This is a genomic window from Actinomycetospora endophytica (assembly GCF_021026375.1).
GTDB classification, from domain to species: domain Bacteria; phylum Actinomycetota; class Actinomycetes; order Mycobacteriales; family Pseudonocardiaceae; genus Actinomycetospora; species Actinomycetospora endophytica.
Window position 1 is genome coordinate 2,101,455 of sequence record NZ_JAJNDB010000001.1, and the last position, 18,262, is coordinate 2,119,716.

General features: G+C 75.5%; 22 protein-coding genes. 9 read left to right on the top strand and 13 right to left on the bottom strand.

What is annotated here, in order from left to right; all coding sequences use genetic code 11:
- Nucleotides 1-25 precede the first annotated feature (25 nt).
- Nucleotides 26-1,252 carry a LuxR C-terminal-related transcriptional regulator gene (locus tag LQ327_RS10335; RefSeq protein ID WP_230732580.1) on the bottom strand — a complete coding sequence of 409 codons (1,227 nt, stop codon included), beginning with the start codon at nucleotides 1,250-1,252 and terminating at the stop codon, nucleotides 26-28.
- 100 nt (nucleotides 1,253-1,352) lie between these two features.
- Here LQ327_RS10335 and LQ327_RS10340 point away from each other — a divergent pair, with 100 nt between their 5' ends.
- Nucleotides 1,353-1,913, top strand: coding sequence for a GNAT family N-acetyltransferase (locus LQ327_RS10340; RefSeq protein ID WP_230732583.1), 561 nt, complete (start codon nucleotides 1,353-1,355; stop codon nucleotides 1,911-1,913).
- A gap of 13 nt (nucleotides 1,914-1,926) precedes the next feature.
- On the opposite strand, the gene LQ327_RS10345 is transcribed toward LQ327_RS10340, so the two are convergent.
- The 4 genes from LQ327_RS10345 to LQ327_RS10360 form a co-directional block, all read right to left on the bottom strand.
- Entirely contained in the window at nucleotides 1,927-3,228 is a 1,302-nt protein-coding gene (locus LQ327_RS10345) for a flavin monoamine oxidase family protein (RefSeq protein WP_230732585.1), read from the bottom strand.
- Nucleotides 3,229-3,335: 107 nt separating this feature from the next.
- On the bottom strand, nucleotides 3,336-3,608 hold the full coding sequence (locus LQ327_RS10350; RefSeq protein ID WP_230732588.1) for a hypothetical protein: 273 nt from the start codon (nucleotides 3,606-3,608) through the stop codon (nucleotides 3,336-3,338).
- Entirely contained in the window at nucleotides 3,608-3,844 is a 237-nt protein-coding gene (locus tag LQ327_RS10355; protein WP_230732591.1) for a DUF397 domain-containing protein, read from the bottom strand. Before LQ327_RS10355 ends, LQ327_RS10350 begins: the two co-directional genes overlap by 1 nt.
- Nucleotides 3,845-3,981: 137 nt before the next feature.
- Complete coding sequence (locus LQ327_RS10360; RefSeq protein WP_230732594.1) at nucleotides 3,982-4,875, bottom strand: helix-turn-helix domain-containing protein; 894 nt, start codon at nucleotides 4,873-4,875, stop codon at nucleotides 3,982-3,984.
- A 324-nt stretch (nucleotides 4,876-5,199) separates the two neighbouring features.
- On the opposite strand from LQ327_RS10360, the gene LQ327_RS10365 reads away from it, so the two are divergent.
- Entirely contained in the window at nucleotides 5,200-5,565 is a 366-nt protein-coding gene (locus tag LQ327_RS10365; protein ID WP_308286276.1) for an SAM-dependent methyltransferase, read from the top strand.
- Here LQ327_RS10365 and LQ327_RS10370 read toward each other — a convergent pair.
- The 3 genes from LQ327_RS10370 to LQ327_RS10380 are packed head-to-tail and all read right to left on the bottom strand — an operon-like array spanning nucleotide 5,562 to nucleotide 8,083.
- Nucleotides 5,562-6,770: an RNA polymerase sigma factor gene (locus tag LQ327_RS10370; protein WP_230732598.1), complete on the bottom strand. Its 1,209-nt coding sequence runs from the start codon at nucleotides 6,768-6,770 to the stop codon at nucleotides 5,562-5,564. The genes LQ327_RS10365 and LQ327_RS10370 overlap by 4 nt on opposite strands.
- An 18-nt stretch (nucleotides 6,771-6,788) precedes the next feature.
- Nucleotides 6,789-7,151 carry a YciI family protein gene (locus LQ327_RS10375; protein ID WP_230732600.1) on the bottom strand — a complete coding sequence of 121 codons (363 nt, stop codon included), beginning with the start codon at nucleotides 7,149-7,151 and terminating at the stop codon, nucleotides 6,789-6,791.
- Nucleotides 7,148-8,083 carry a class I SAM-dependent methyltransferase gene (locus LQ327_RS10380; RefSeq protein ID WP_230732603.1) on the bottom strand — a complete coding sequence of 312 codons (936 nt, stop codon included), beginning with the start codon at nucleotides 8,081-8,083 and terminating at the stop codon, nucleotides 7,148-7,150. The genes LQ327_RS10375 and LQ327_RS10380 overlap by 4 nt, the downstream gene beginning before the upstream one ends.
- On the opposite strand from LQ327_RS10380, the gene LQ327_RS10385 reads away from it, so the two are divergent.
- The gene (locus LQ327_RS10385; protein ID WP_230732606.1) at nucleotides 8,054-9,487 is read left to right on the top strand and encodes an MFS transporter; all 1,434 of its coding nucleotides are present in this window, start codon (nucleotides 8,054-8,056) and stop codon (nucleotides 9,485-9,487) included. The genes LQ327_RS10380 and LQ327_RS10385 overlap by 30 nt on opposite strands.
- A 36-nt stretch (nucleotides 9,488-9,523) precedes the next feature.
- Here LQ327_RS10385 and LQ327_RS10390 read toward each other — a convergent pair whose 3' ends face one another.
- Nucleotides 9,524-10,375 carry an SAM-dependent methyltransferase gene (locus LQ327_RS10390; RefSeq protein WP_230732609.1) on the bottom strand — a complete coding sequence of 284 codons (852 nt, stop codon included), beginning with the start codon at nucleotides 10,373-10,375 and terminating at the stop codon, nucleotides 9,524-9,526.
- A gap of 62 nt (nucleotides 10,376-10,437) precedes the next feature.
- Between LQ327_RS10390 and LQ327_RS10395 the strand changes: the two genes are divergently transcribed.
- A complete protein-coding gene (locus LQ327_RS10395) occupies nucleotides 10,438-11,334 on the top strand; it encodes an N-acetylmuramoyl-L-alanine amidase (protein ID WP_230732612.1) in 897 nt (298 codons plus the stop codon).
- 219 nt (nucleotides 11,335-11,553) lie between these two features.
- Here the strand turns inward: LQ327_RS10395 and LQ327_RS10400 are convergent, their stop codons facing one another.
- The 3 genes from LQ327_RS10400 to LQ327_RS10410 form a co-directional block, all read right to left on the bottom strand.
- Complete coding sequence (locus LQ327_RS10400; RefSeq protein ID WP_230732614.1) at nucleotides 11,554-12,288, bottom strand: HAD family hydrolase; 735 nt, start codon at nucleotides 12,286-12,288, stop codon at nucleotides 11,554-11,556.
- A gap of 24 nt (nucleotides 12,289-12,312) precedes the next feature.
- Nucleotides 12,313-13,080 (bottom strand): PP2C family protein-serine/threonine phosphatase, encoded by a 768-nt coding sequence (locus LQ327_RS10405; RefSeq protein ID WP_230732617.1) that lies wholly within the window; start codon nucleotides 13,078-13,080, stop codon nucleotides 12,313-12,315.
- A gap of 106 nt (nucleotides 13,081-13,186) precedes the next feature.
- Entirely contained in the window at nucleotides 13,187-13,468 is a 282-nt protein-coding gene (locus LQ327_RS10410; protein WP_230732620.1) for a hypothetical protein, read from the bottom strand.
- A gap of 122 nt (nucleotides 13,469-13,590) precedes the next feature.
- Here LQ327_RS10410 and LQ327_RS34680 point away from each other — a divergent pair, with 122 nt between their 5' ends.
- Both LQ327_RS34680 and LQ327_RS10420 read left to right on the top strand, forming a co-directional pair.
- A complete protein-coding gene (locus tag LQ327_RS34680; RefSeq protein ID WP_308286277.1) occupies nucleotides 13,591-14,094 on the top strand; it encodes an Hsp20/alpha crystallin family protein in 504 nt (167 codons plus the stop codon).
- A 443-nt stretch (nucleotides 14,095-14,537) separates the two neighbouring features.
- The gene (locus tag LQ327_RS10420) at nucleotides 14,538-14,990 is read left to right on the top strand and encodes a DUF4333 domain-containing protein (protein ID WP_230732622.1); all 453 of its coding nucleotides are present in this window, start codon (nucleotides 14,538-14,540) and stop codon (nucleotides 14,988-14,990) included.
- A 6-nt stretch (nucleotides 14,991-14,996) separates the two neighbouring features.
- On the opposite strand, the gene LQ327_RS10425 is transcribed toward LQ327_RS10420, so the two are convergent.
- Complete coding sequence (locus LQ327_RS10425) at nucleotides 14,997-15,620, bottom strand: L-threonylcarbamoyladenylate synthase (RefSeq protein ID WP_230732626.1); 624 nt, start codon at nucleotides 15,618-15,620, stop codon at nucleotides 14,997-14,999.
- Between the two features lie 136 nt (nucleotides 15,621-15,756).
- Between LQ327_RS10425 and LQ327_RS10430 the strand changes: the two genes are divergently transcribed.
- The 3 genes from LQ327_RS10430 to LQ327_RS10440 all read left to right on the top strand — a co-directional run bounded on the left by LQ327_RS10430 (nucleotide 15,757) and on the right by LQ327_RS10440 (nucleotide 18,258).
- Nucleotides 15,757-16,374: a hypothetical protein gene (locus LQ327_RS10430; protein ID WP_230732630.1), complete on the top strand. Its 618-nt coding sequence runs from the start codon at nucleotides 15,757-15,759 to the stop codon at nucleotides 16,372-16,374.
- Nucleotides 16,375-16,438: 64 nt separating this feature from the next.
- The gene (locus tag LQ327_RS10435) at nucleotides 16,439-17,497 is read left to right on the top strand and encodes a magnesium and cobalt transport protein CorA (RefSeq protein ID WP_230732634.1); all 1,059 of its coding nucleotides are present in this window, start codon (nucleotides 16,439-16,441) and stop codon (nucleotides 17,495-17,497) included.
- Nucleotides 17,488-18,258, top strand: coding sequence for a putative hydro-lyase (locus LQ327_RS10440; protein ID WP_230732637.1), 771 nt, complete (start codon nucleotides 17,488-17,490; stop codon nucleotides 18,256-18,258). The genes LQ327_RS10435 and LQ327_RS10440 overlap by 10 nt, the downstream gene beginning before the upstream one ends.
- Nucleotides 18,259-18,262: the final 4 nt, after the last annotated feature.

The window sequence follows — 18,262 nt, forward strand, 5'->3', positions numbered from 1 at the left end:
ACCGGCGGGTCGGTGCCGCGTCCGGTCAGGCGCTGGCGCCCCGGTGTCCGCGGTCCTGCATCTGCCACCACAGCGACACCGCCTCGGCGCGGTTCGCGGCGCCGAGCTTGCGCAGGATGTGCTTGACGTGCGACTTCACCGTGCCCTCGGAGATCACGAGCCGGCGCGCGGTCCGGGCGTTGGTGTCGCCCGCCGCCATGTGCCGGAGCACCTCGAGCTCCCGGCGGGTGAGGTCGGCCTTCCCGACGGAGCTCGCGGCCTGCGTCCGCGACCCGAAACCGGAGTCCGCCGCGGGGGCGGGCGCGGGAGCCTGCTCCGCGGGCGCCGCGCCGGACCACAGTCCGCGGAAGGCGTCCGCCGGACCACCGGCGAGGCCGGGCGCCCCGAGACGGGACGCGATGTCGTTCAGGCCGCTGCGCACCGCGCCGACCTGGTCGAGCATCATCGTCCGGGCGAGCACCTGGCCGAGGCCCTCGGCGAACGTCGCCAGGACCTGACGGTCGGTCTCGTCGAGGTCGCGCTGCTGGTAGTAGCAGTCGCAGTGCAGGAAGCCGACGACGTCGCCGGCGGTGAGGATCGGGCTCGCGGCGTAGCTGCGGGAGAGCGACGCGTCGGCGATCGGCTTGTGGACGCTCTCGCGCTGCTGGACGTTCTCGACGACCAGCGACACGCGCCGGCGGAGGATCTCGCTCTCGGGCAGCGCGGCGGTCAGCGTCAGCGGGTTCTCCCGGCCGATGGCGAGGATCTCGCCCGCCCAGGTCGGGTCCCGCTCGACGACGACGTTCTCGGGAATCCAGACCGCGTCCTCGACGCGGGAGATGATCGCCCGGTCGAACCCGAGCGCGCAGGCGAGCTGGGGGACCCTGGCGATCAGCGCCGCCGTCGACTGGATGTCCGAGAGTGCCGCGAGGGCCTCCCGCACCCGGTGGAAGAGCTGGTCGCGGGCCGCGATGTCCCGCCGGAGCAGGGCGTCGTCGACCTCCTTGACCCGCCGCAGCAGGTCGACCGCCGGGGCGGTGACGGTGGGGCTGGTCGACATCACGGACAGGAGCTGGTCCCAGGCGAGGTCCAGGGCCCGCCGCGCCGTCCGGTGGTCGCGCACCGCGTCCGCGCCGATGACGGGGAGCGAACCCGTGACCCGGGCGACCGCCCCGACCAGGTCCACGACGTCGTCGCGGTCAGCCGGGAGCAGGGCGCCGACCCGGTCCGGGTCCCCGGTCGAGCTCTCCGGCCCGCTCGTCGCCACCGCCATTGCGCCTCCTCGCCGAGGTCGATCCCACAGCTGTAACGGCGAACACACCATACCGATACCCTGAATGCGGGGGGCCATGCCCTCGAACCCGGAGTTGCCGGTGGATGACGTCGAGTCGATGCAGGTCCGTGACCTGCTCGGCGAGGACCTCGATCGCCTCGCCGGTGGCTCGCCGTCCGCCCGGAGCCGCTTCCTGTCCGAGGTCCAGGAGATGCTCGAGACCCGGGACGACGGCGACCTGCTGGTGATCGGCGCCGACGGCGAGGTGTGGGCCGCGGCGGCCGCCGGGTACGGCGTCCAGTTCGACGACGCCCGCATCGTCACCGCCCGGGAGCCGCGGGACCTCGGCGCGCTGGGCCGGCTGCTCGCCGACATCGAGGTGCGGACCATCCGGCGCCGCTGCGCCACGCTCGTCGCCGCCGTCGACGTCACCGACGAGGCGGCCCGGCGCACCTTCGAGCGGCTCGGCTACACGGTCACCGGCGCCGCTGTCGCGGTCTGGAGCGAGCGGACGGGCGCGGGCCCGCCCGAGTGCGCGGTCGACACCTGGACGGTGCGCAAGGCGGTCGCGTCCTCGGCGTCACGGCGGTCCGCCGCGGGGGCGCCGCCGTGGTCCCCGGCCGAGGAGGACGGTCTGCCGGACGAGGCCGTCGCGGACTGACCGGCCGGGGGCCTCAGCGTCGCAGCGCCGCCCCGACGCGGGCCGCGGCGTGCTCACCGCTGCGGATCGCGCCCTCCACCCACGGGGCGCTCATGTGGTCACCGGCGAGATCGACCCGGCCGGCCGGCAGGTGCCGCCGCACCTCGGCCAGGCGCCTCACCGATCCCGGCCGGAACGTCGGGGTGTAGGGCTGGTGGCGCATGACCACCCGGTCGGTCACCTCCCCGACGACCTCGGGGTGCAGCTTCTCGACGTCGGCCTGGAGCCGGTCGGCGAGCTCGTCGTCACCGAGGTCCTCGGCCCGGGCCGCGCGGGCGGCGGTGACCAGCAGCATGCCGCCGTCGTCGACCCAGGCGTTCGCCCCGTAGATGCCGCCGATCGTCCGGCCGCCGACCTCCGGGCTCGTGATGACCTCCATGCCCACCGGCCGGCCTTCGGCGTGCAGCTCCACCGGTCGGCGGGTGCGGAGGTAGACGTAGTCGATGCGGGAGTGGTCCATCGCCCGCACGTGGGCGCGGACCGGTGCGGGGGCGTCGGGCCAGAGGCCGGCGGCCGCGTCCGCGGGACACGCCAGCACGACCGACCGTGCCCGCAGCGCATCTCCTCCCTCGACCTCCACCCGGACACCGTCCGGTTCCGGACGGATCGCCGAGACCACTGTCCCGTGCCGGACGTCGGTGCCACCGGCGACGGCCGCGACGAGGCGGCCGATGCCGCCGGAGACCTCCCGCAGCTCGCCGGTGAACACGTGCAGCTGGAGCGCGAACACGGCGGCCGACAGCTCCGTCGAGGGGACGCCCCAGAGGAACTCGTGCGGCCCGGCCGTCAGGTAGCCGGCCGTGGCGGCGGACAGGCCCGCCGCGGCGGAGCGGGTGTCGAAGCGGCGCATCGAGGTCAGGTCGCCGAGGTCCGCCGGCCGGGCGAGCAGCATCGGGCCTGCGACCCGCAGCAGCGAGGCCTTGTCGCGGACACCGAGCAGGCGGGTGAGCAGCGGGCCGGTCACCGAGCCGAGGTCGGCGTGGCGGAAGACCCCGTCGCGCAGGACGCCCGCGTGGAACCCGGTGGCGGTGGGCCGGGCGGCCTCGGCCAGGCCGTGCTCGGCCAGCAGCCGGCGCATCGAGGTGTAGGCGTGGGTGTGGAAGATGCCGCCGTGCTCGAGCAGGACGCCGGGCCGGTGCTCGCTGCGGATGCGCCCGCCGCTGTGGTCGTCGCGCTCCAGCACGACGACGTCGAGCCCTCGCCGCCGGAGCTCCCGGGCGGCGGTGAGACCGGCGATGCCTGCACCGACGACGGCGACGTCCGGGGTGTCGTCCACGGGCCGACGCTAGCGACGTACCGCGGGGCGGCGAGTCCTTCGCCGGGGGCGTCCGGCCCCCTCGAAGGAGAGCCGTCCCGACCCCCCTCGGGGAGAGGGCTGCGGGCTCAGGCGGCCCGGCGGCCGAGCCAGCGTCCGAGCAGCCCGGGACGACGACGGGGCGACCCGCCCGTCGAGTCGTCGCAGTCCGGGCAGCGGGCCGCCGGCGGGCTCGCGAGCGAGGAGGCCCACACCGTCTTCGCGCACGCCGAGAGGTGTGCGCCGGACTCCGGGTCGTGATCGACGACGGCGTGGTCGCGGCCGTCGAGGGCGCACGTGAGCCAGGTGGCGCGGACCGCCGACGGGGCGGCGCCGCGGCGCGACGCCGGGAGGGTGGTCATCACGCGCCCTCGAGCAGGTCGTCGAAGCCGCCGGCCTTGACCTCGGCGATCAGTGTGGCGAGCTGCGAGCGGGTCAGCAGCAGGGCGGGCTCGTCCGGGAACCGGGAGTTGCGCACCGCCACGCCCGCGCTCCCGCCGGTCGAGACCGCCGCGAGCTCGACGCAGTTGCCCTGCGCGCCGCTGTACCGGCTCTTCCGCCACTGCGCGTCGCTCAGATGCGACGCCGAGGTGTGCATGGGTCGGGATCAGCCACCTGTCCGTCTCTCGCACGTGCCGCTTGCTGTGCGAGTGAACGTAACACCGGCCCGGGGCGTCTGCATGTGCAAACGGGCACGCTGCGCGTGTCGGCGGTCACGCAGCGCCAGAGGAGGGGTCAGTCCAGGCCGGAACGGAGCTTGCCGAGCAGGCTCCGGGTCTCCTCCGGGCTGTAGGCGTCGATGGTGAGCTGGTCCATGACGCGGGTGTACTCCTCGACCTCGCCCTGCCGGTCGAGGTAGAGCGCGCCGGTGAGGCCCTCGATGTAGGCGATGTCCGGGACGTCGGCCTCGGCGAAGCGCAGCATCGTGAACGCCGCCTCGCCGCCGTAGCCGGAGAGCGCATTCGGCACGACCTGCAGGCTGATGCTGGGCCGGCGGGACATCTCCAGGAGGTGGTCGAGCTGGCCGGCCAGGACGGCGGGCCCGCCGATCGGCCGATGCAGGACCGACTCGTCGACGACCGCCCACAGCCGCGGCGCGTCCGGGCGCGCGAGCAGGCGCTGCCGGTTCATCCGGACGCGGACGCGCTCCTCGGCGAGATGGCCCGCGTTCTCCGGGTGGCCGCGGGTGACGATCGCCCGGGCGTAGTCCGGGGTCTGCAACAGGCCGGGCACGAAGAGCAGCTCGTAGGTCTGGATGCGCACGGCCGCGGACTCCAGGCCGACGTACTCCGAGAACCAGTCCGGCACCGCGTCACCGGAGCGCTGCCACCAGCCGGGCTCGTTGCTGCGCTTGGCGATGCCGAGCAGGTGGTCGCGGCGCTCGGTGTCGTGCTCGCCGTAGAGCGTCAGCAGGTCCTCGACGTCCCGGGGCTTGAAGCCGACCTTGCCGGACTCCATCCGGCTGATCTTGGACTCGCTACCCCGGATGTGGTAGCCGGCGATCGACCGGGTGACGTCCGCGTTCTCCCGCAGGCGCCGCAGCTGGGCCCCGACGATGATCCGCCGAGCGGTCGGCCCGACGTCGTCACCGGGGGCGTCGTGCGGATCGGGAGCCTGGTCGCTGGCCACGCGTGTCCTCCGGTCGCCCTCGGGGTGGGCCGTCACGGGCCCGACGGTCACGGCCCGGATTCGGGACACTACAGGTCGTCGGCGGATTCTCGTACGCTGAGAACCCTGGATCCTCGTCCGCGGCACCCCGGCGCCCAGTGTGCCCGGGCGAGGCGTCATCCCAGGTCGTGATGGCCGCCGGTTCGATCGAACGATCAGGTGAGGCAACGCATGGCAGGTACGACCCGGTCGGCGTAGTCGACTACCGAGGGTCCGGTCCGGGTCGACCGGGACACGGCGAGCATCGCCCACAGTCGGGCGCTGCTCGAGGAGAACGAGCAGACGATGATCGCGCTCTTCCTGCTCGGGGTGCTGCACCACTACGACGGCACCCCGACGCCGGCCGAGATCGTCGCCGAATACGTCGACGCCCTGCCGTCGGGCTCCTACCTCGCGCTCACCCACTTCTACGACCCGCAGGACGACGACAGCGTCGTCGCCCGCCGGATCGAGGAGGTCATGGTGAACAGCCCGATGGGCACCGGCCTCTTCCGCACGCGCGCCGAGATCGAGGCGTTGATCCCGCCGGAGCTCGAGATCATCGACCCGGGCCTGGTCCGGCTCGCCGACTGGTGGCCGGACGGGCCGCGGCTGCGTGAGCTCGAGCCGGCGCAGCGGTGCGCGCTCGGAGTGGTGGCCCGCAAGCGTTAGGTCAGTGCGGCGCGGCGCCGGGCCAGCAGCGCCCGCTCGGCCGGGTTCGCGGTGCCGTCGAGGGCCGCGTCGAGCGCCTCCCGGGCCTCGTCGGGCCGGTCCAGCCGCGTGAGCAGGTCCGCGCGGACGGCGTCGCGCAGGTGGTGGTGGGGCAGATCGAGGCCGTCGACGACGGCGAGGGCGGGCCCCGGCCCGTCGACCTCCGCGAGCGCGACGGCCCGGTTCAGCGCGACGACCGGGCCCGGGTCGAGGGCCGCGAGCTGGTCGTACAGGGCGAGGATCTGCCGCCAGTCGGTCGCGGCCGCCGTCGGGGCGTCGGTGTGCACGGCGTTGATCGCCGCCTGGATCTGGTAGACGCCGGGAGCGCCCCGTCGCAGGCAGCGGCGCACCAGCTCGTGCCCCTCGGCGATCGAGGCCGCGTCCCAGCGGGATCGGTCCTGCTCGGCCAGCGGCACCAGCGACCCGTCATCGGTCACCCGCGCGGGACGGCGGGCGTCGGTGAGCAGCAGCAACGCCAGCAGCCCGAGGGCCTCCGGCTCGTCGGGCATCAGCTCGGTCGCCAGCCGGGCCAGCCGGACGGCCTCGGCGGCGAGGTCGGGCCGGTCGGCGGCGCCCGACGTCGCGGTGTGTCCCTCGGTGAAGATCAGGTAGACGACGGCGAGGACCGCGGACAGCCGGTCGGGGAGGTCGGCGTCCCGGGGCACCCGGTAGGGCACGTTCGCGTCGCGGATCTTCGCCTTCGCCCGGACCAGCCGCTGCGCCATCGTCGTCTCCGGGACCAGGAACGCCCGCGCGATCGCCGGGGTGTCCAGGCCGCCGAGCAGCCGCAGCGTCAGCGCGACCCGCGCCGGAGCGGCCAGCGCCGGGTGGCAGCAGGTGAACAGCAGCCGGAGCCGGTCGTCCGCCACCGGGCCCACCTCCTCGGGAGGGTCGTCGCCCTCGACGGCCAGCCGGGCCACCGCGACCTGCCTGCCCTCACGCGCCGCGTCCCGTCGCATCCGGTCGATCGCCCGACGGCGGGCGGTGGTGACGATCCAGCCGCCCGGGTTGGGCGGCAGGCCGCCGTCCAGGTCCGGCCAGCGCTCGACGGCGACCCCGAAGGCGTCCGCGACCGCCTCCTCGGCGCGGTCGATGTCGCCGAGGAGGCGGGTGAGCGTGGCGACGCAGCGTCCGTACTCCCGGGCGAACACCTCGGCGACGGTCACGGGGCTCCTCGGTCCTCGTCAGTCCTGGAAGGGCCGGACCTCGATCGGCAGCGGATGGATGGCCCGCGCGAGCCGGCCCGCCCAGTGCAGCGCCGCGTCGAGGTCCTCCGCGTCGAGGATCGTCAGCCCGCCGATCTGCTCCTTGCCCTCGGCGTACGGGCCGTCGGTGAGCAGCACCTCGTCGCCGCGGGTGCGCACCACCGTCGCGGAGCTCCCCGAGTGCAGACCCCCGGAGAACACCCACACCCCGGCGTCGACCATGTCCTGCCGGACGGCCTCGACGTCGCGCATGATCGCCGCGAGGCGCTCGGGCCCGGGACGCTGCGCGTCGGGGGCGGTGGGGTCGTCGGGCTGCTGGATCGCGAGCAGGTAGCGGGTCATCGTCGTCCTCCTGTGTCGGCCCCCGCGGGCCGTCGCACCCTCCACGCCGCGTCGGCCCCGGGATCGACAGGATCGCCGGGCACTTGTGCTGTGAGCTGGACCACACCGGGCCGGTAGGGCTCCATGCCCGGGGCGACCGCTGCCAGTGCCTCGGCTCTGATCGCCGAACGTGTCCGTGGGTCGAGGCCGGCGAGCCAGTCCGCGAACTGCGCCTGCCCGAGGCGGTAGTCGACGAGCGCCGCGGGGTCGGTGAGCCCGAGGTCGGCCGGGGCCTCCTCGACGCGCACCGCCACCAGACCCGCCTCGTGCGCCGCCCGGGCCATCCGGTCCGCCGAGCCCAGCAGCGGGGCCTGCTCCCCGGTCAGCTCGGCGTACCAGTCGGGCGGGGTGAAGCCGTGCGCGCGGGCCACGACGTCGATCCGGTCGCGGACCGGGCTGCTGTTCCCGGCCGACATCACCGTGGCGAGCACGGCCCCGTCCGGCCGGACGACGCGGGCCAGTTCGGCGAGGGCCGCCACCGGGGCATGCACGTGGTTGAGGACGAACGCGGCGACGGCGTCGTCCATCGCGGCGTCGGCCAGGGGCAGGGCGAGCACCGAGCCGACCACCCGCGGCTGGTCGCCGGGCACGGCGGTCAGCATCGGCGCCGAGACGTCCAGGGCGACCGGCCGCGCACCCGCCGTCGTGAGCGCGTCGCCGGCGAGGCCGGTGCCGGCCCCGGCGTCGAGCACCCGGCGGCCCGCCAGCGGGTGCGGCGCGGCGTCGACGAGGGCGCGGGCGAGCGGTCCGTAGACGTGGGCGGCGCCGGCGGCCCAGCCCGGCGCGGCCCGGGCATAACGGTCGAGCACGGCGCCACCGTACGGCCGGGCGTCGCGCCCGCCCGCGACGTAGCGTCGGTGGACGTGGACGACGGCGGGGTGGGCGTCCCTCACGGGAGCTGGCGCGACCTCCTCTCGGCGGGGCGGCGGCCGACCGTGGCCGTCCTCTGCGGCGGGGTGCTGCTCTTCGCCACCGACACCTACGTCACCGCGAGCCTGCTGCCCTCGGCCGTCGCCGAGATCGGGGGCGAGCGCTTCTACGCCTGGGTCACCACCGTCTACCTGCTCACCGCGGTCGTCTCGTCCGCGCTGGTCGGGCGGGTGCTCGCCGCGTGGCCCGCGCGCCGCGCGTACGCCTTCGCGCTCGCTGCGTTCGGGGTGGGCACCGCGATCGACGCGGTCGCGCCGGACATGGGGGTGCTGCTCGTCGGGCGGGCTGTGCAGGGCATCGGGGGCGGACTGCTCGCGGGCCTGGCCTACGCGTTGATCCGGACGGCGTTGCCGCGGCGGCTCTGGACGCGGGCGAGCGCGTCGATCTCGACGATGTGGGGTGTCGGGCTGCTGGTCGGACCCACGCTGGGCGGGGTGTTCGCCGAGGCGGGGCAGTGGCGGCTGGCGTTCGTCGCGATGGTCGTGATCACCGTGGCCGTCGGCGCCGGGGTCCCGGCCGGGCTGCGGCGTACCGCGCAGGCGCCGTCCGGGGCGTCGGGTCCGTTCCCGCTGGCCTCGGTCCTGCTGGTCGGCGGTGCCGCGGCGGTCCTCTCCGTCTCCGGGCTCGCCGTCTCGGGATCGGGCGTCACGGGGCGTGGCATCGCGGTGGCGACCGGCGGGCTGGTCGTCGCCCTGCTGCTGCTCGGCGGGCTGGTGCTCGTGGAGCGCCGCGCGGGTGACGACGGCGGGCGGGTGCTGCCCGCGGCGACCTTCCGCCGGGGTGGCGGACTGGGCGCGCTGTACGTCGTGGTCGGGGTGCTCGTGGGCGCCTCGGCGGTGGAAGTGTTCGTGCCGCTGTTCGGCCAGCGCCTCGGTGGCCTGGAGCCGGTGACGGCGGGGTTCCTCGGGGTGGCGCTGGCCTGCGGCTGGGTGACCGGCGAGGTCGTCAGCGCGAGCGTCGGCCGGGCGCGGGCGTGCGTGACGGTCGGGCCCGCGGTGACCGTGCTCGGCTTCGCGGCGCTCGCGGTGTCCCAGAGCGCGGACGCCTCCGTGGTGACCGTGCTCGTGTGGGCGGTGGCGCTCGCCGCGGCCGGGGCGGGCGTCGGTGTGGCCTGGCCGCACCTCTCCGCCGGGGCGATGGCCGCCGGATCCGAGGACACCGACGGGCCCGACGGCGAGGGCGACCGGGCCTCGGCCGCGATCACGATGGTGCAGATGCTCGCCGTCGCGCTCGGGGCGTCCTTCGCGGGCGTCGCGGTGGCGCTGGGCACCGACGTCCTCTCGTCCGCGCGGCTGCTCTACGGCGGGCTCGGCGTCGTCGCGGTCCTCGGGGCCGTCACGGCGCTGCGGGCCCGCCGCGCGGTGTGAGCGTGGCGGGGTGTGAGCGTCAGCGGGGTGTGGGCGTCAGCGGCGGGCGCGGGCGAGCCAGGCGTCCATCCCGCCAAGCTCCGGGTCCATGATCGCGGGGACCGGCCGCCCGACGAGCCCGGCCTGCTCGCGCACCGTCGACTCCTCGACCGTCCAGCCCCGCGAGCCGAGCCAGCGGGCGGGGGAGTCGCGGGGCCCGGCCTCGACCAGGTCGGCGAACAGCTGCGCGCCCGGGTCGTCGGTGCCCGCGAGCCCCGTCATGGCGGAGGCCGGGTCGCGGTCGGCGTACTCCACGCCGATCGCGCTGCCGGGCGCCGAGAGTCCGGTGAGCCGGTCGAGCAGCAGGTCCGCGGCGTCGGCGGGCAGGTAGATGAGCAGTCCCTCGACGAGCCACGTCGTCGGGACCGTCGGGTCGAACCCGGCCGCCAGGAGGGCCTCGGGCCAGTCCTCGCGCAGGTCGATCGCGACCGGACGGTGCTCGACCGTCGGGGTCAGGTCGTCGGCGACCGCGTCGCGGAACGCCAGCACCTCGGGCACGTCGACCTCGTAGATCACCGTTCCCGCCGGCCGCTCGAGGCGGTAGGCGCGGCCGTCGAGACCGGCGGCGAGGATCACCACCTGCGGGGTGGGGTGCTCGGTGACCACGCGGTCGAAGAAGCACGTCCGCACCGGCAGGAAGTCGCCCATCACGCGGGCGAGGGTGCCCCGCTGGTCGGTTCCGCCGTCCGGGCCGGGCCCGGCGGCGATCGCGTCCTCGCCGACGCGCTCGACGAGCGCCTCGGCGAGCGGGTCCTGGAAGAGCGCGTCCGGACGACGGGACTCGGCGGCGCGCTGGGCGGAGACGACGAGCGCGGTCCAGCCGACGCCGTCGGGGATCGTGGGTGCCACGTCCCCTCGCTTCCCCCGGGTCGTGAGCATGCGAAACGAACTGAGTCGACCTTCACGCTCGCGTGGCGGCGACACGCGGCCCCGTGGTGGTGTCCCGGGCGCCCGGCACCGTCACCATCTCCGACGTGCCGTCACCTCCGCGCCCGCCGCGTGCCGCCCTCGTCGCGACCCTGGTGGCGGTCCTGTGCAGCTGCGCCGGCCCCGGGAGCGCGCCCGCCTCGAGCACGGCGCCCCTGACGACGCCGCCCGCCGCGCCGCCGTCGTCGTCGGCTCCGGCACCGTCCGCGGCCGCGCCGCCGTCGGCGCGGCCCGGGGCGTTCGGGCTCCCGCCGGGCGCGACGATCGTCGTCGACCCCGGGCACAACGGGCGCAACGGCCCCGGATCGGGCATCGACCGTCCCGTGCCGGACGGCCGCGGGGGCACCAAGCCGTGCAACACCACCGGCGCGAGCACGGCCGACGGGTACGCCGAGCACGCGTTCACCTGGGCGGTGTCGCAGAAGCTGGCCGACCGGCTCCGGGCCCGCGGCTACAAGGTCGTCCTCACCCGTGACTCGGACGACGGCGTCGGGCCGTGCGTCGACGTCCGGGGCGAGGCGGGTGCGAAGGCGGGGGCGGCCGCCGTCGTCTCCGTCCACGCCGACGGCGGCCCGACGAGCGGGCACGGCTTCCACGTCCTCTACTCCGCGCCGCCGCTCAACGCGGCCCAGCGCGGGCCCGCCCGCGGCCTCGCGGACGCGCTCGTGACCTCGATGCGCGGGGCCGGGTTCACGCCGGCGACCTACATCGGGCGCGGCGGGCTCGACGGCCGGGCCGACATCGCCGGGCTCAACCTCGCGACGGTGCCGAGCGCGCTCGTCGAGTGCGCGAACCTGCGCAACCCCGCCGACGCCGCGCTCGCCCGCTCGCCGCAGGGACAGCAGCGCTTCGCCGACGCGATCGCGGCCGCATTGGGCTGACGCATTGCGCGTGCGTTTGCCGCCTGCCCCGCCGCCTCGCCCGTCCCGCCCCGCCGCCTGCTCCGGCGCGCCCCCGCCGCCATGATCAAGAGCACTGGAGGCAGCTCGCGCGGCCGTCGAACCTGCCTGGAGTGCCCTTCGTGGGGTGGGTGGGCCCGCAGCCCGCACGCGCGCGCCGCCGACCCCCTCGCGGGGCGGCCGAACTCGACGCGCCGACCCTCAGCGCGCGGCCACCGGGGCACCGACGAGGTCCAGCACCGCGCGCAGGCCTCGCTCGCCCAGGCGGTGCTCCGCCGGCAGCAGGAAGGAGCGGCATCCGAGGAGCACCGCGCCGCCGTCGCGCGCGGGGTTGTCGCCGACCATGAGCGTCGCCCGGGGATCGACGTCGAGGGAGGCGCAGGCCGCCCGGAACATCGCGGGGTCGGGCTTCTCGACCCCGAGCTCGCACGAGAGCGTCCACGACCCGACGAGGTCGGCGACCCCCGCGTGCTGCGCGTGCACGCGGATGTCCCACCCGATGTCCGACACGACACCCACCGGCACACCCCGCGCCGCGAGCTCGGTCAGGACCTCCGCCGTGTCCGGGTAGGGCATCCAGGAGTCCGGCGCCCGCAGCACGTCGACCGCGGCGTCCTCGACACCTGCGAGGGCCGGGACGTGCGAGAACCAGGCCCGCATGGCCTCCCGGTGCGCGGCGTCGGAGAGGTCACGGCCCTGCTGCGCGGCGACGACGTCCGGCCGGGCGGCCGCGGTGGCGACCTCGGCGAGCACGGTGTCGACGTCGAACCCCTGCCCGGTCGCCGCCGCGACCCGCGTCAGCCAGGTCCGCACGTCGATCATCCGGAAGAGCGTGTTCGAGAAGTCGAAGAGGACCGCCCCGACGGCGGGGACGGGGGCGCGGCGCTCGTCGTCGGACGGCTCGTAGGCGGTGGTGAGGTCGAACAGGGCGCGCACGGCGGCCAGTCTGCCGGGCCGGGCTCAGGGCCGCCGGGGCGTCGGGATCACGGGCGCCGGCGTCCGGGTCTCGACGACGAGGGCGGTCGCGTTGTCGTGCGTGCCCGCGGCGCGGGCGGAGTCGACGAGGGTGCGGGCGAGCGCGGGCGGCGGGACGTGGGCGACGAGCCGGGCGACGAGCGCCGGGTCGATGCTGCGGTGGACGCCGTCGCTGGCGAGCACCAGCGCGGCGGGCGCGGGCACCGCGACCAGCCCGATCTCCGTCGCGCCGCGGACCGTCCGGACGCTGGTCGTCAGCACGTTCTCGAGGCGCTGCGCGACGGCGACGCCCGCGGCCTGCATCTCGGAGGCGACGGTGTGGTCCCGGGTCAGCGGGTGCACGGCCCGCCCGTCCCAGGACCAGGCGCGGCAGTCGCCGACCCACGCGACGGTCCACGTCCCGCCGACGGCGCCGGGGTCGGGGGAGAGGGCGACGGTCAGCGCGGCGTCGCCGCCGATCATGGTGCCGGCCGCGAGCAGCACGTCGCGGGCCGCGAGGACGGCGAGGTCGGCGCGGCCGTCGAGCACGGCCACCCGCACCGCGTGGTCCGCGGCGGCGTGGGCCGCGAGCGCGGCGGCCGCGGAGTCCCCGACGCCGTCGGCGATCGCGACGGCGACCCGGCCCCGGCCCTCGAAGCGCGCGGTGGCGTCGGCCTGGTTCCGGCGCGGACCGCGGGCCGAGGCGGTCCACGTCGGTGTCGGGCTCACCGCCCGCGCCTCGTCACGCCGCCCCGCGACCGCCGCCACGCTCATCGCCCGACCTCCCCTTCCGCACCGTTGTCTCCAGGGTGCGCGCGGCGGCTGTGGAGTGCCTGAGGGAGCGGTGTGGGGTCTCCGACACCGGAGCCGAGCAACCTTTTCAGCCGCCCATGCTCCGGCGGATCTGCTCGAGCCGGTCACGCGCCGCCGCGTCCCGGTCGGCCTCCTGCTGGGCGATCGTGCGGCCCTCGGGGGTCTCGGCGTCGAGCACGCCCTGACCCTCGGCCGTCGCGATGCGGCCCTGGATGCGGTCGCGCACGAAGTCGAACGTCGGGACGCCCTCGTCGGTGTAGTCCGCGGGGAGGGCGGGGGTCACGGGGTCCGGCACCACCGGCTCCGCGCGCTCCACGGCGCCGGCCGGATCCGGCTCGCTGCTCGTCATACCGGCCAGTGTCCTGGCCGCGCGAGATTCCTGACAGGGTCGGGAATTGAGTCAATGCGACTCATGTTGTCGGAGTCAGAGGCCCGCAAGGTCGGGCCACCTTCATCGAGGAGGAACCACTCATGAGCTCAGCACTGACCTTCTGGGGGCCCCGGGCCCCGTTCGCCCCGTTCGGCTTCGCCGACCCGTCGGCCCTGCTCCGTCGCTTCGCGGCGCCGAGCCGTGCCGCCGAGTCCGCCTGGTACGTCCCGGCCGCCGACGTCGTCCGTGACGGCGACGACGCCGTCGTCCGTCTCGAGGTACCCGGCGTCGACGTCGCCTCCGACGTGACCGTCGAGGTCGTCGGGCACCGGCTGGTCATCCGCGGCGAGCGCCGCGACGAGCAGTCCGGCGAGGGCTTCCGCGAGAGCCGCCGCGGCTCGTTCCGTCGCAGCTTCTCGCTCCCGCAGCACATCGGCCCGGAGGCCGTCAGTGCCTCCTACGACGCCGGCGTGCTGACCGTGCGCGTCACCGGCGTGCACACCGAGCCGGAGACCCGCCGGATCGCCATCGACGGCGTCACCCCGGAGGCCTCCGCCGAGGGCACCACGCCCGAGGGCGGGACGTCCACCGAGGACGCCGCCTGATCAGGGGCACCGTCTGACACCGGGGACCTCCGGGTCCTCCGACGCCCGCGGGACGCGGACGGCGGCCACACCGGCCGCCGCCGCCCCCGCGGGCGTCGTCGTGTCCGGGCCGGGTGACCTCGAGCGCCCGGTGATCCTCCGTGTCCGGAGTGGCGCCGGGTGGCCCGCGATGTGGTCCCTTCGGTATCCCGTGCCGACGAGATCGCTACGATCCGCAGCGCTCGTCCGCACGATCCGCCGGAGACCGGATGACCTCGCAGGCCCCGCCGCCCGGCCGCCCGGGAGCGGTCCCGCCGCGGCCGATGCCGCCGCGCCCGCCCGTTCCGGGCGCCGGTCCCCCGACGGCCGGCCGGGGACTCCCCGCGCCGCCGCCGCGGCCGCCCGTCCAGTCCGTCTACGGGCCGGCGGGAGCACATCGTGGTCCGGCCCGGCGCGCGGAGAAAGTGTCCAGGCTCGCCGTCGTCGGACTCGTCGCCGCCGTGCTCGTGCCGCCGGCCGGGCTCGTCGTCGGGATCGTCGCCCGTCGGCGGATCACCCGCTCGGCCGCCGCTCCCGACGCGCCCGTCCGGCTCACGGGACGAGGAGCCGCGACGGCGGCGATCGTGCTCGCCGTCCTGCTGACCCTGGCCGAGGCGGCTGCCGCCGTTGCACTGTTCGTCGCCGTGCCGCAGGGCTGGCTGCCCTCGTCGGACCTGCCCGCCGCGTCCGTCCAGGGCACCATCGAGAGGACGGTGCCGTTGCCCGCGGGCTCGGTCCGCTGCCCCGGCCCGCTGCCCGCGAAGGTCGGCGCGAGCATCGCCTGCACCGGCACGCAGAACGGCGCCCCGGTGACGCTGAAGGCCACGGTGAGCAGCGTGGACGGCAGCGACGTGCGCTTCGAGATCACCCGCGGCTGAGCCGGCTCACCAGCGCCAGACGCGCTCCTCGCCCGCGCCCTGGCGGACGATCTCGGGCTCGTCGCCCGAGAGGTCGACGACCGTGGTCGGCTCCTTGCCCTGGTCGCCGGAGTCGAGGACGGCGTCGACGGCGTTCCCGAGCCGGTCGGCGACCTCCCATCCCTCGGTCGGCGGCTCGGTCTCCCCCGGGAGCAGCAGGGTGCTGGAGAGCAGCGGCTCGCCGAGCTCGTCGAGCAGGTCCCGGACGACGGTGTTGTCGGGAATCCGGACACCGACGGTGCGCTTCTTGGGGTGCGCGAGCCGGCGGGGGACCTCCTGCGAGGCGGGGAGGATGAACGTGAACGGGCCCGGCGTGGCCGCCTTCACCGCCCGGAACACCGGGTTGGAGACCTCCACGAACTGGCCGAGCTGGGCGAAGTCGCGGCACACGAGGGTGAAGTGGTGCCGGTCGTCGAGCTTGCGCAGGGTCTTGATGCGCTCCACCGCCTCGCGGGCGTCGACCCGGCAGCCCAGGGCGAACCCGGAGTCCGTCGGGTAGACGATCAGGCCGTCCTCGCGCAGCAGCCCCACCACCTGACCGATCGTCCGGCGCTGGGGATTGCGGGGGTGCACGTCGTAGTACCGGGCCATCCCAGGAGCCTAGGCAAGGTGTGACCGGGACGACGTGTGTGGGACCGGGGAGAGCCGGTTACCCCGTTATCGAATCGAGACCGAACGGGGACGGGTGTGGCTGACGCCGACCCGACGGAGCAGCAGGAGGGCGATCATGGGTGCGCATTCGGCGTCCGGACATCACCCGGTCCGCACGGCCACCGCGACCGCCGGCGTGGCGGCCGCGCTGGTCACCACCGCGACCGGGGTGCTGAGCGGAGGGACGGCGCTCGCCTCGGAGAGCCACGGGAGTTCCGGGCACACCCACGAGGGGCACGGGTCGCACTCCGACCGCGGCGGCTTCTGGGGTTCCGACGACGACATCGCCGACGCGGACCCGGGCTCGGGCTTCGCCCAGCAGACCCTGTGCGACGTGCTCGACGGCGTGGACCTCGGCAACTGCTCGTCGGGCGGCGGGCACTCGTCCCACGCGAAGTCGTCGGACGACTCGGGCTCCTCGGACTCGCCGGACGGCGTTTCGGGGAACGACACCCCGCCGTCGTCGGGCCTGCTCGGGAGCGCGTTCCCGGGCCAGAGCGGTGAGCAGCCGAAGCCCTCGAGCTCGCAGGCCTCGCCGCAGAGCAGCGCCCCCGCCGCGCAGGCGCCGAAGCCGGCCCCGAAGCCGACCTCGTCGGTCCCGAACCGCTCCACCGTGCAGCCGATCACCGGGCCCTCTTCGGGTGCCGGCCAGGCGCCGCCGGCGAAGCAGGTCGTCCCGATCGCGAACGGCTGACCCCGCGAGCGGATTTCATCGCAGCGGCGACGGAATCCGCTCGCCCCTGGGTACCTCTTCCGCCATGAGCGTCGTGGACAACGCGGTCTACCGGTCGGGCCACCGTGAGGCGGAGCCCGACTCCCTCGACCGCACCCTCGGGCTGCTGCGTGACGAGGAGCGCCGCGACGGGACGGCCGGTCGTACCGGGGGCGACTTCGCCTGGATCGGGCTGCTGCGTCCCGACGACGAGGAGATGGCGCACGTCGCCGAGGACTTCGGGCTGCCGAAGCTCGCCGTCGAGGACGCGGTCTCCGCCCACCAGCGACCCAAGATCGAGCGCTACGACGACATGGAGTTCGTCGTGCTGCGCCCCGCCTGGTACGTCGACGAGGACGAGGACGTCCAGGTCGGCGAGATCCACCTCTTCCTGGGCTCGGACTTCGTGGTCGCCGTCCGGCACGCCGAACGACCCGATCTCGCCGCGGTCCGCACCCGGCTGGAGGCCGACCCGGACCTGCTGGCCATCGGGCCGCGCGCGGTGCTCTACGGGATCCTCGACCGCATCGTCGACGACTACGGCCCGGTGATCTCGGAGCTGCGCCGCGACATCGACCAGATCGAGACCGAGGTGTTCGGCGGCGACCCCGACGTCTCGCGCCGCATCTACCAGCTCTCCCGCGAGGTCATCGAGTTCCAGCGCGCGACGGATCCGCTGCGCGGGATGATGCGCCTGCTGCTCGACGAGACCGCCGAGGACGACGCCGCCCCCGCGGTGATCGACCTGCACCGCAACCTGCGCGACGTCGCCGACCACGTCGAGCAGGCGGTGGAGGCTGCGGACGGGTACCGCCAGCTCCTCGAACGGCTGCTGACGGTGAACGCCTCGCTGGTGGGTCAGCGGCAGAACGAGGAGATGCGGCGGCTCTCGGAGACCAGCCTGGCCCAGGGCGAGGAGGTCAAGCGGATCTCCTCGTGGGCGGCGATCCTGTTCACCCCGTCGCTGATCGGCGCGATCTACGGGATGAACTTCGACGACATGCCCGAGCTGCACTGGACGCTGGGCTACCCCTTCGCGCTGGCGCTGATGGTGGTGGCCTCGGTGGTGCTCTATCTCGTCTTCAAGCGCCGGGGATGGCTGTGAGCACCCCTGCGCAGGCCCGCGCGCGGTTCCGGGCGGGGCTGCGGACACCCACCGCCGGCTGGTGCCCGGGACACACCCAGGCCAACCTCGTCGTCGTCCCGCGGGACCTGGCCTACGACATGCTGCTGTTCGCCCAGCGCAACCCGAAACCGTGCCCGGTCCTCGACGTGTCCGACCCCGGGGCGACGAGCACCCCGCTCTTCCCCGGCGACCTGCGCACCGACCTGCCCGCCTACCGGGTGTACGTCGACGGCGAGGCCGCGGGCGACGTCGCGGAGGTCACCGAGCACTGGCGCGACGACCTGGTGGCGTTCCTGATCGGCTGCTCGTTCACTTTCGAGGACGCCCTGGTCGCGGCCGGGGTGCCGGTGCGCCACGTCGAGCAGGACCGCAACGTGCCGATGTACCGCACCGACCGGCCCTGCCGCCCGGCCGGGTCGCTCGCCGGTCCGCTGGTGGTCTCGATGCGCCCGGTCCCGGCCGAGCTCGTGCCCACCGCCGTCCGGGTCACCGCCCGGTACCCCGCGGTGCACGGCGCGCCGGTTCACGTCGGCGACCCGGCCGCCCTGGGTATCGCCGACCTCGAGCGGTCCGACTACGGCGATCCCGTCGAGGTGCGGGCGGGCGAGCTGCCGGTGTTCTGGGCCTGCGGCGTCACCCCGCAGGCGGCGGTCGCGGCGAGCCGCCCGCCCCTGGCGATCACCCACGCGCCGGGGCACATGGCGATCACCGACGGGCGCGACGCCGACCTGCACGTCTGAGGAC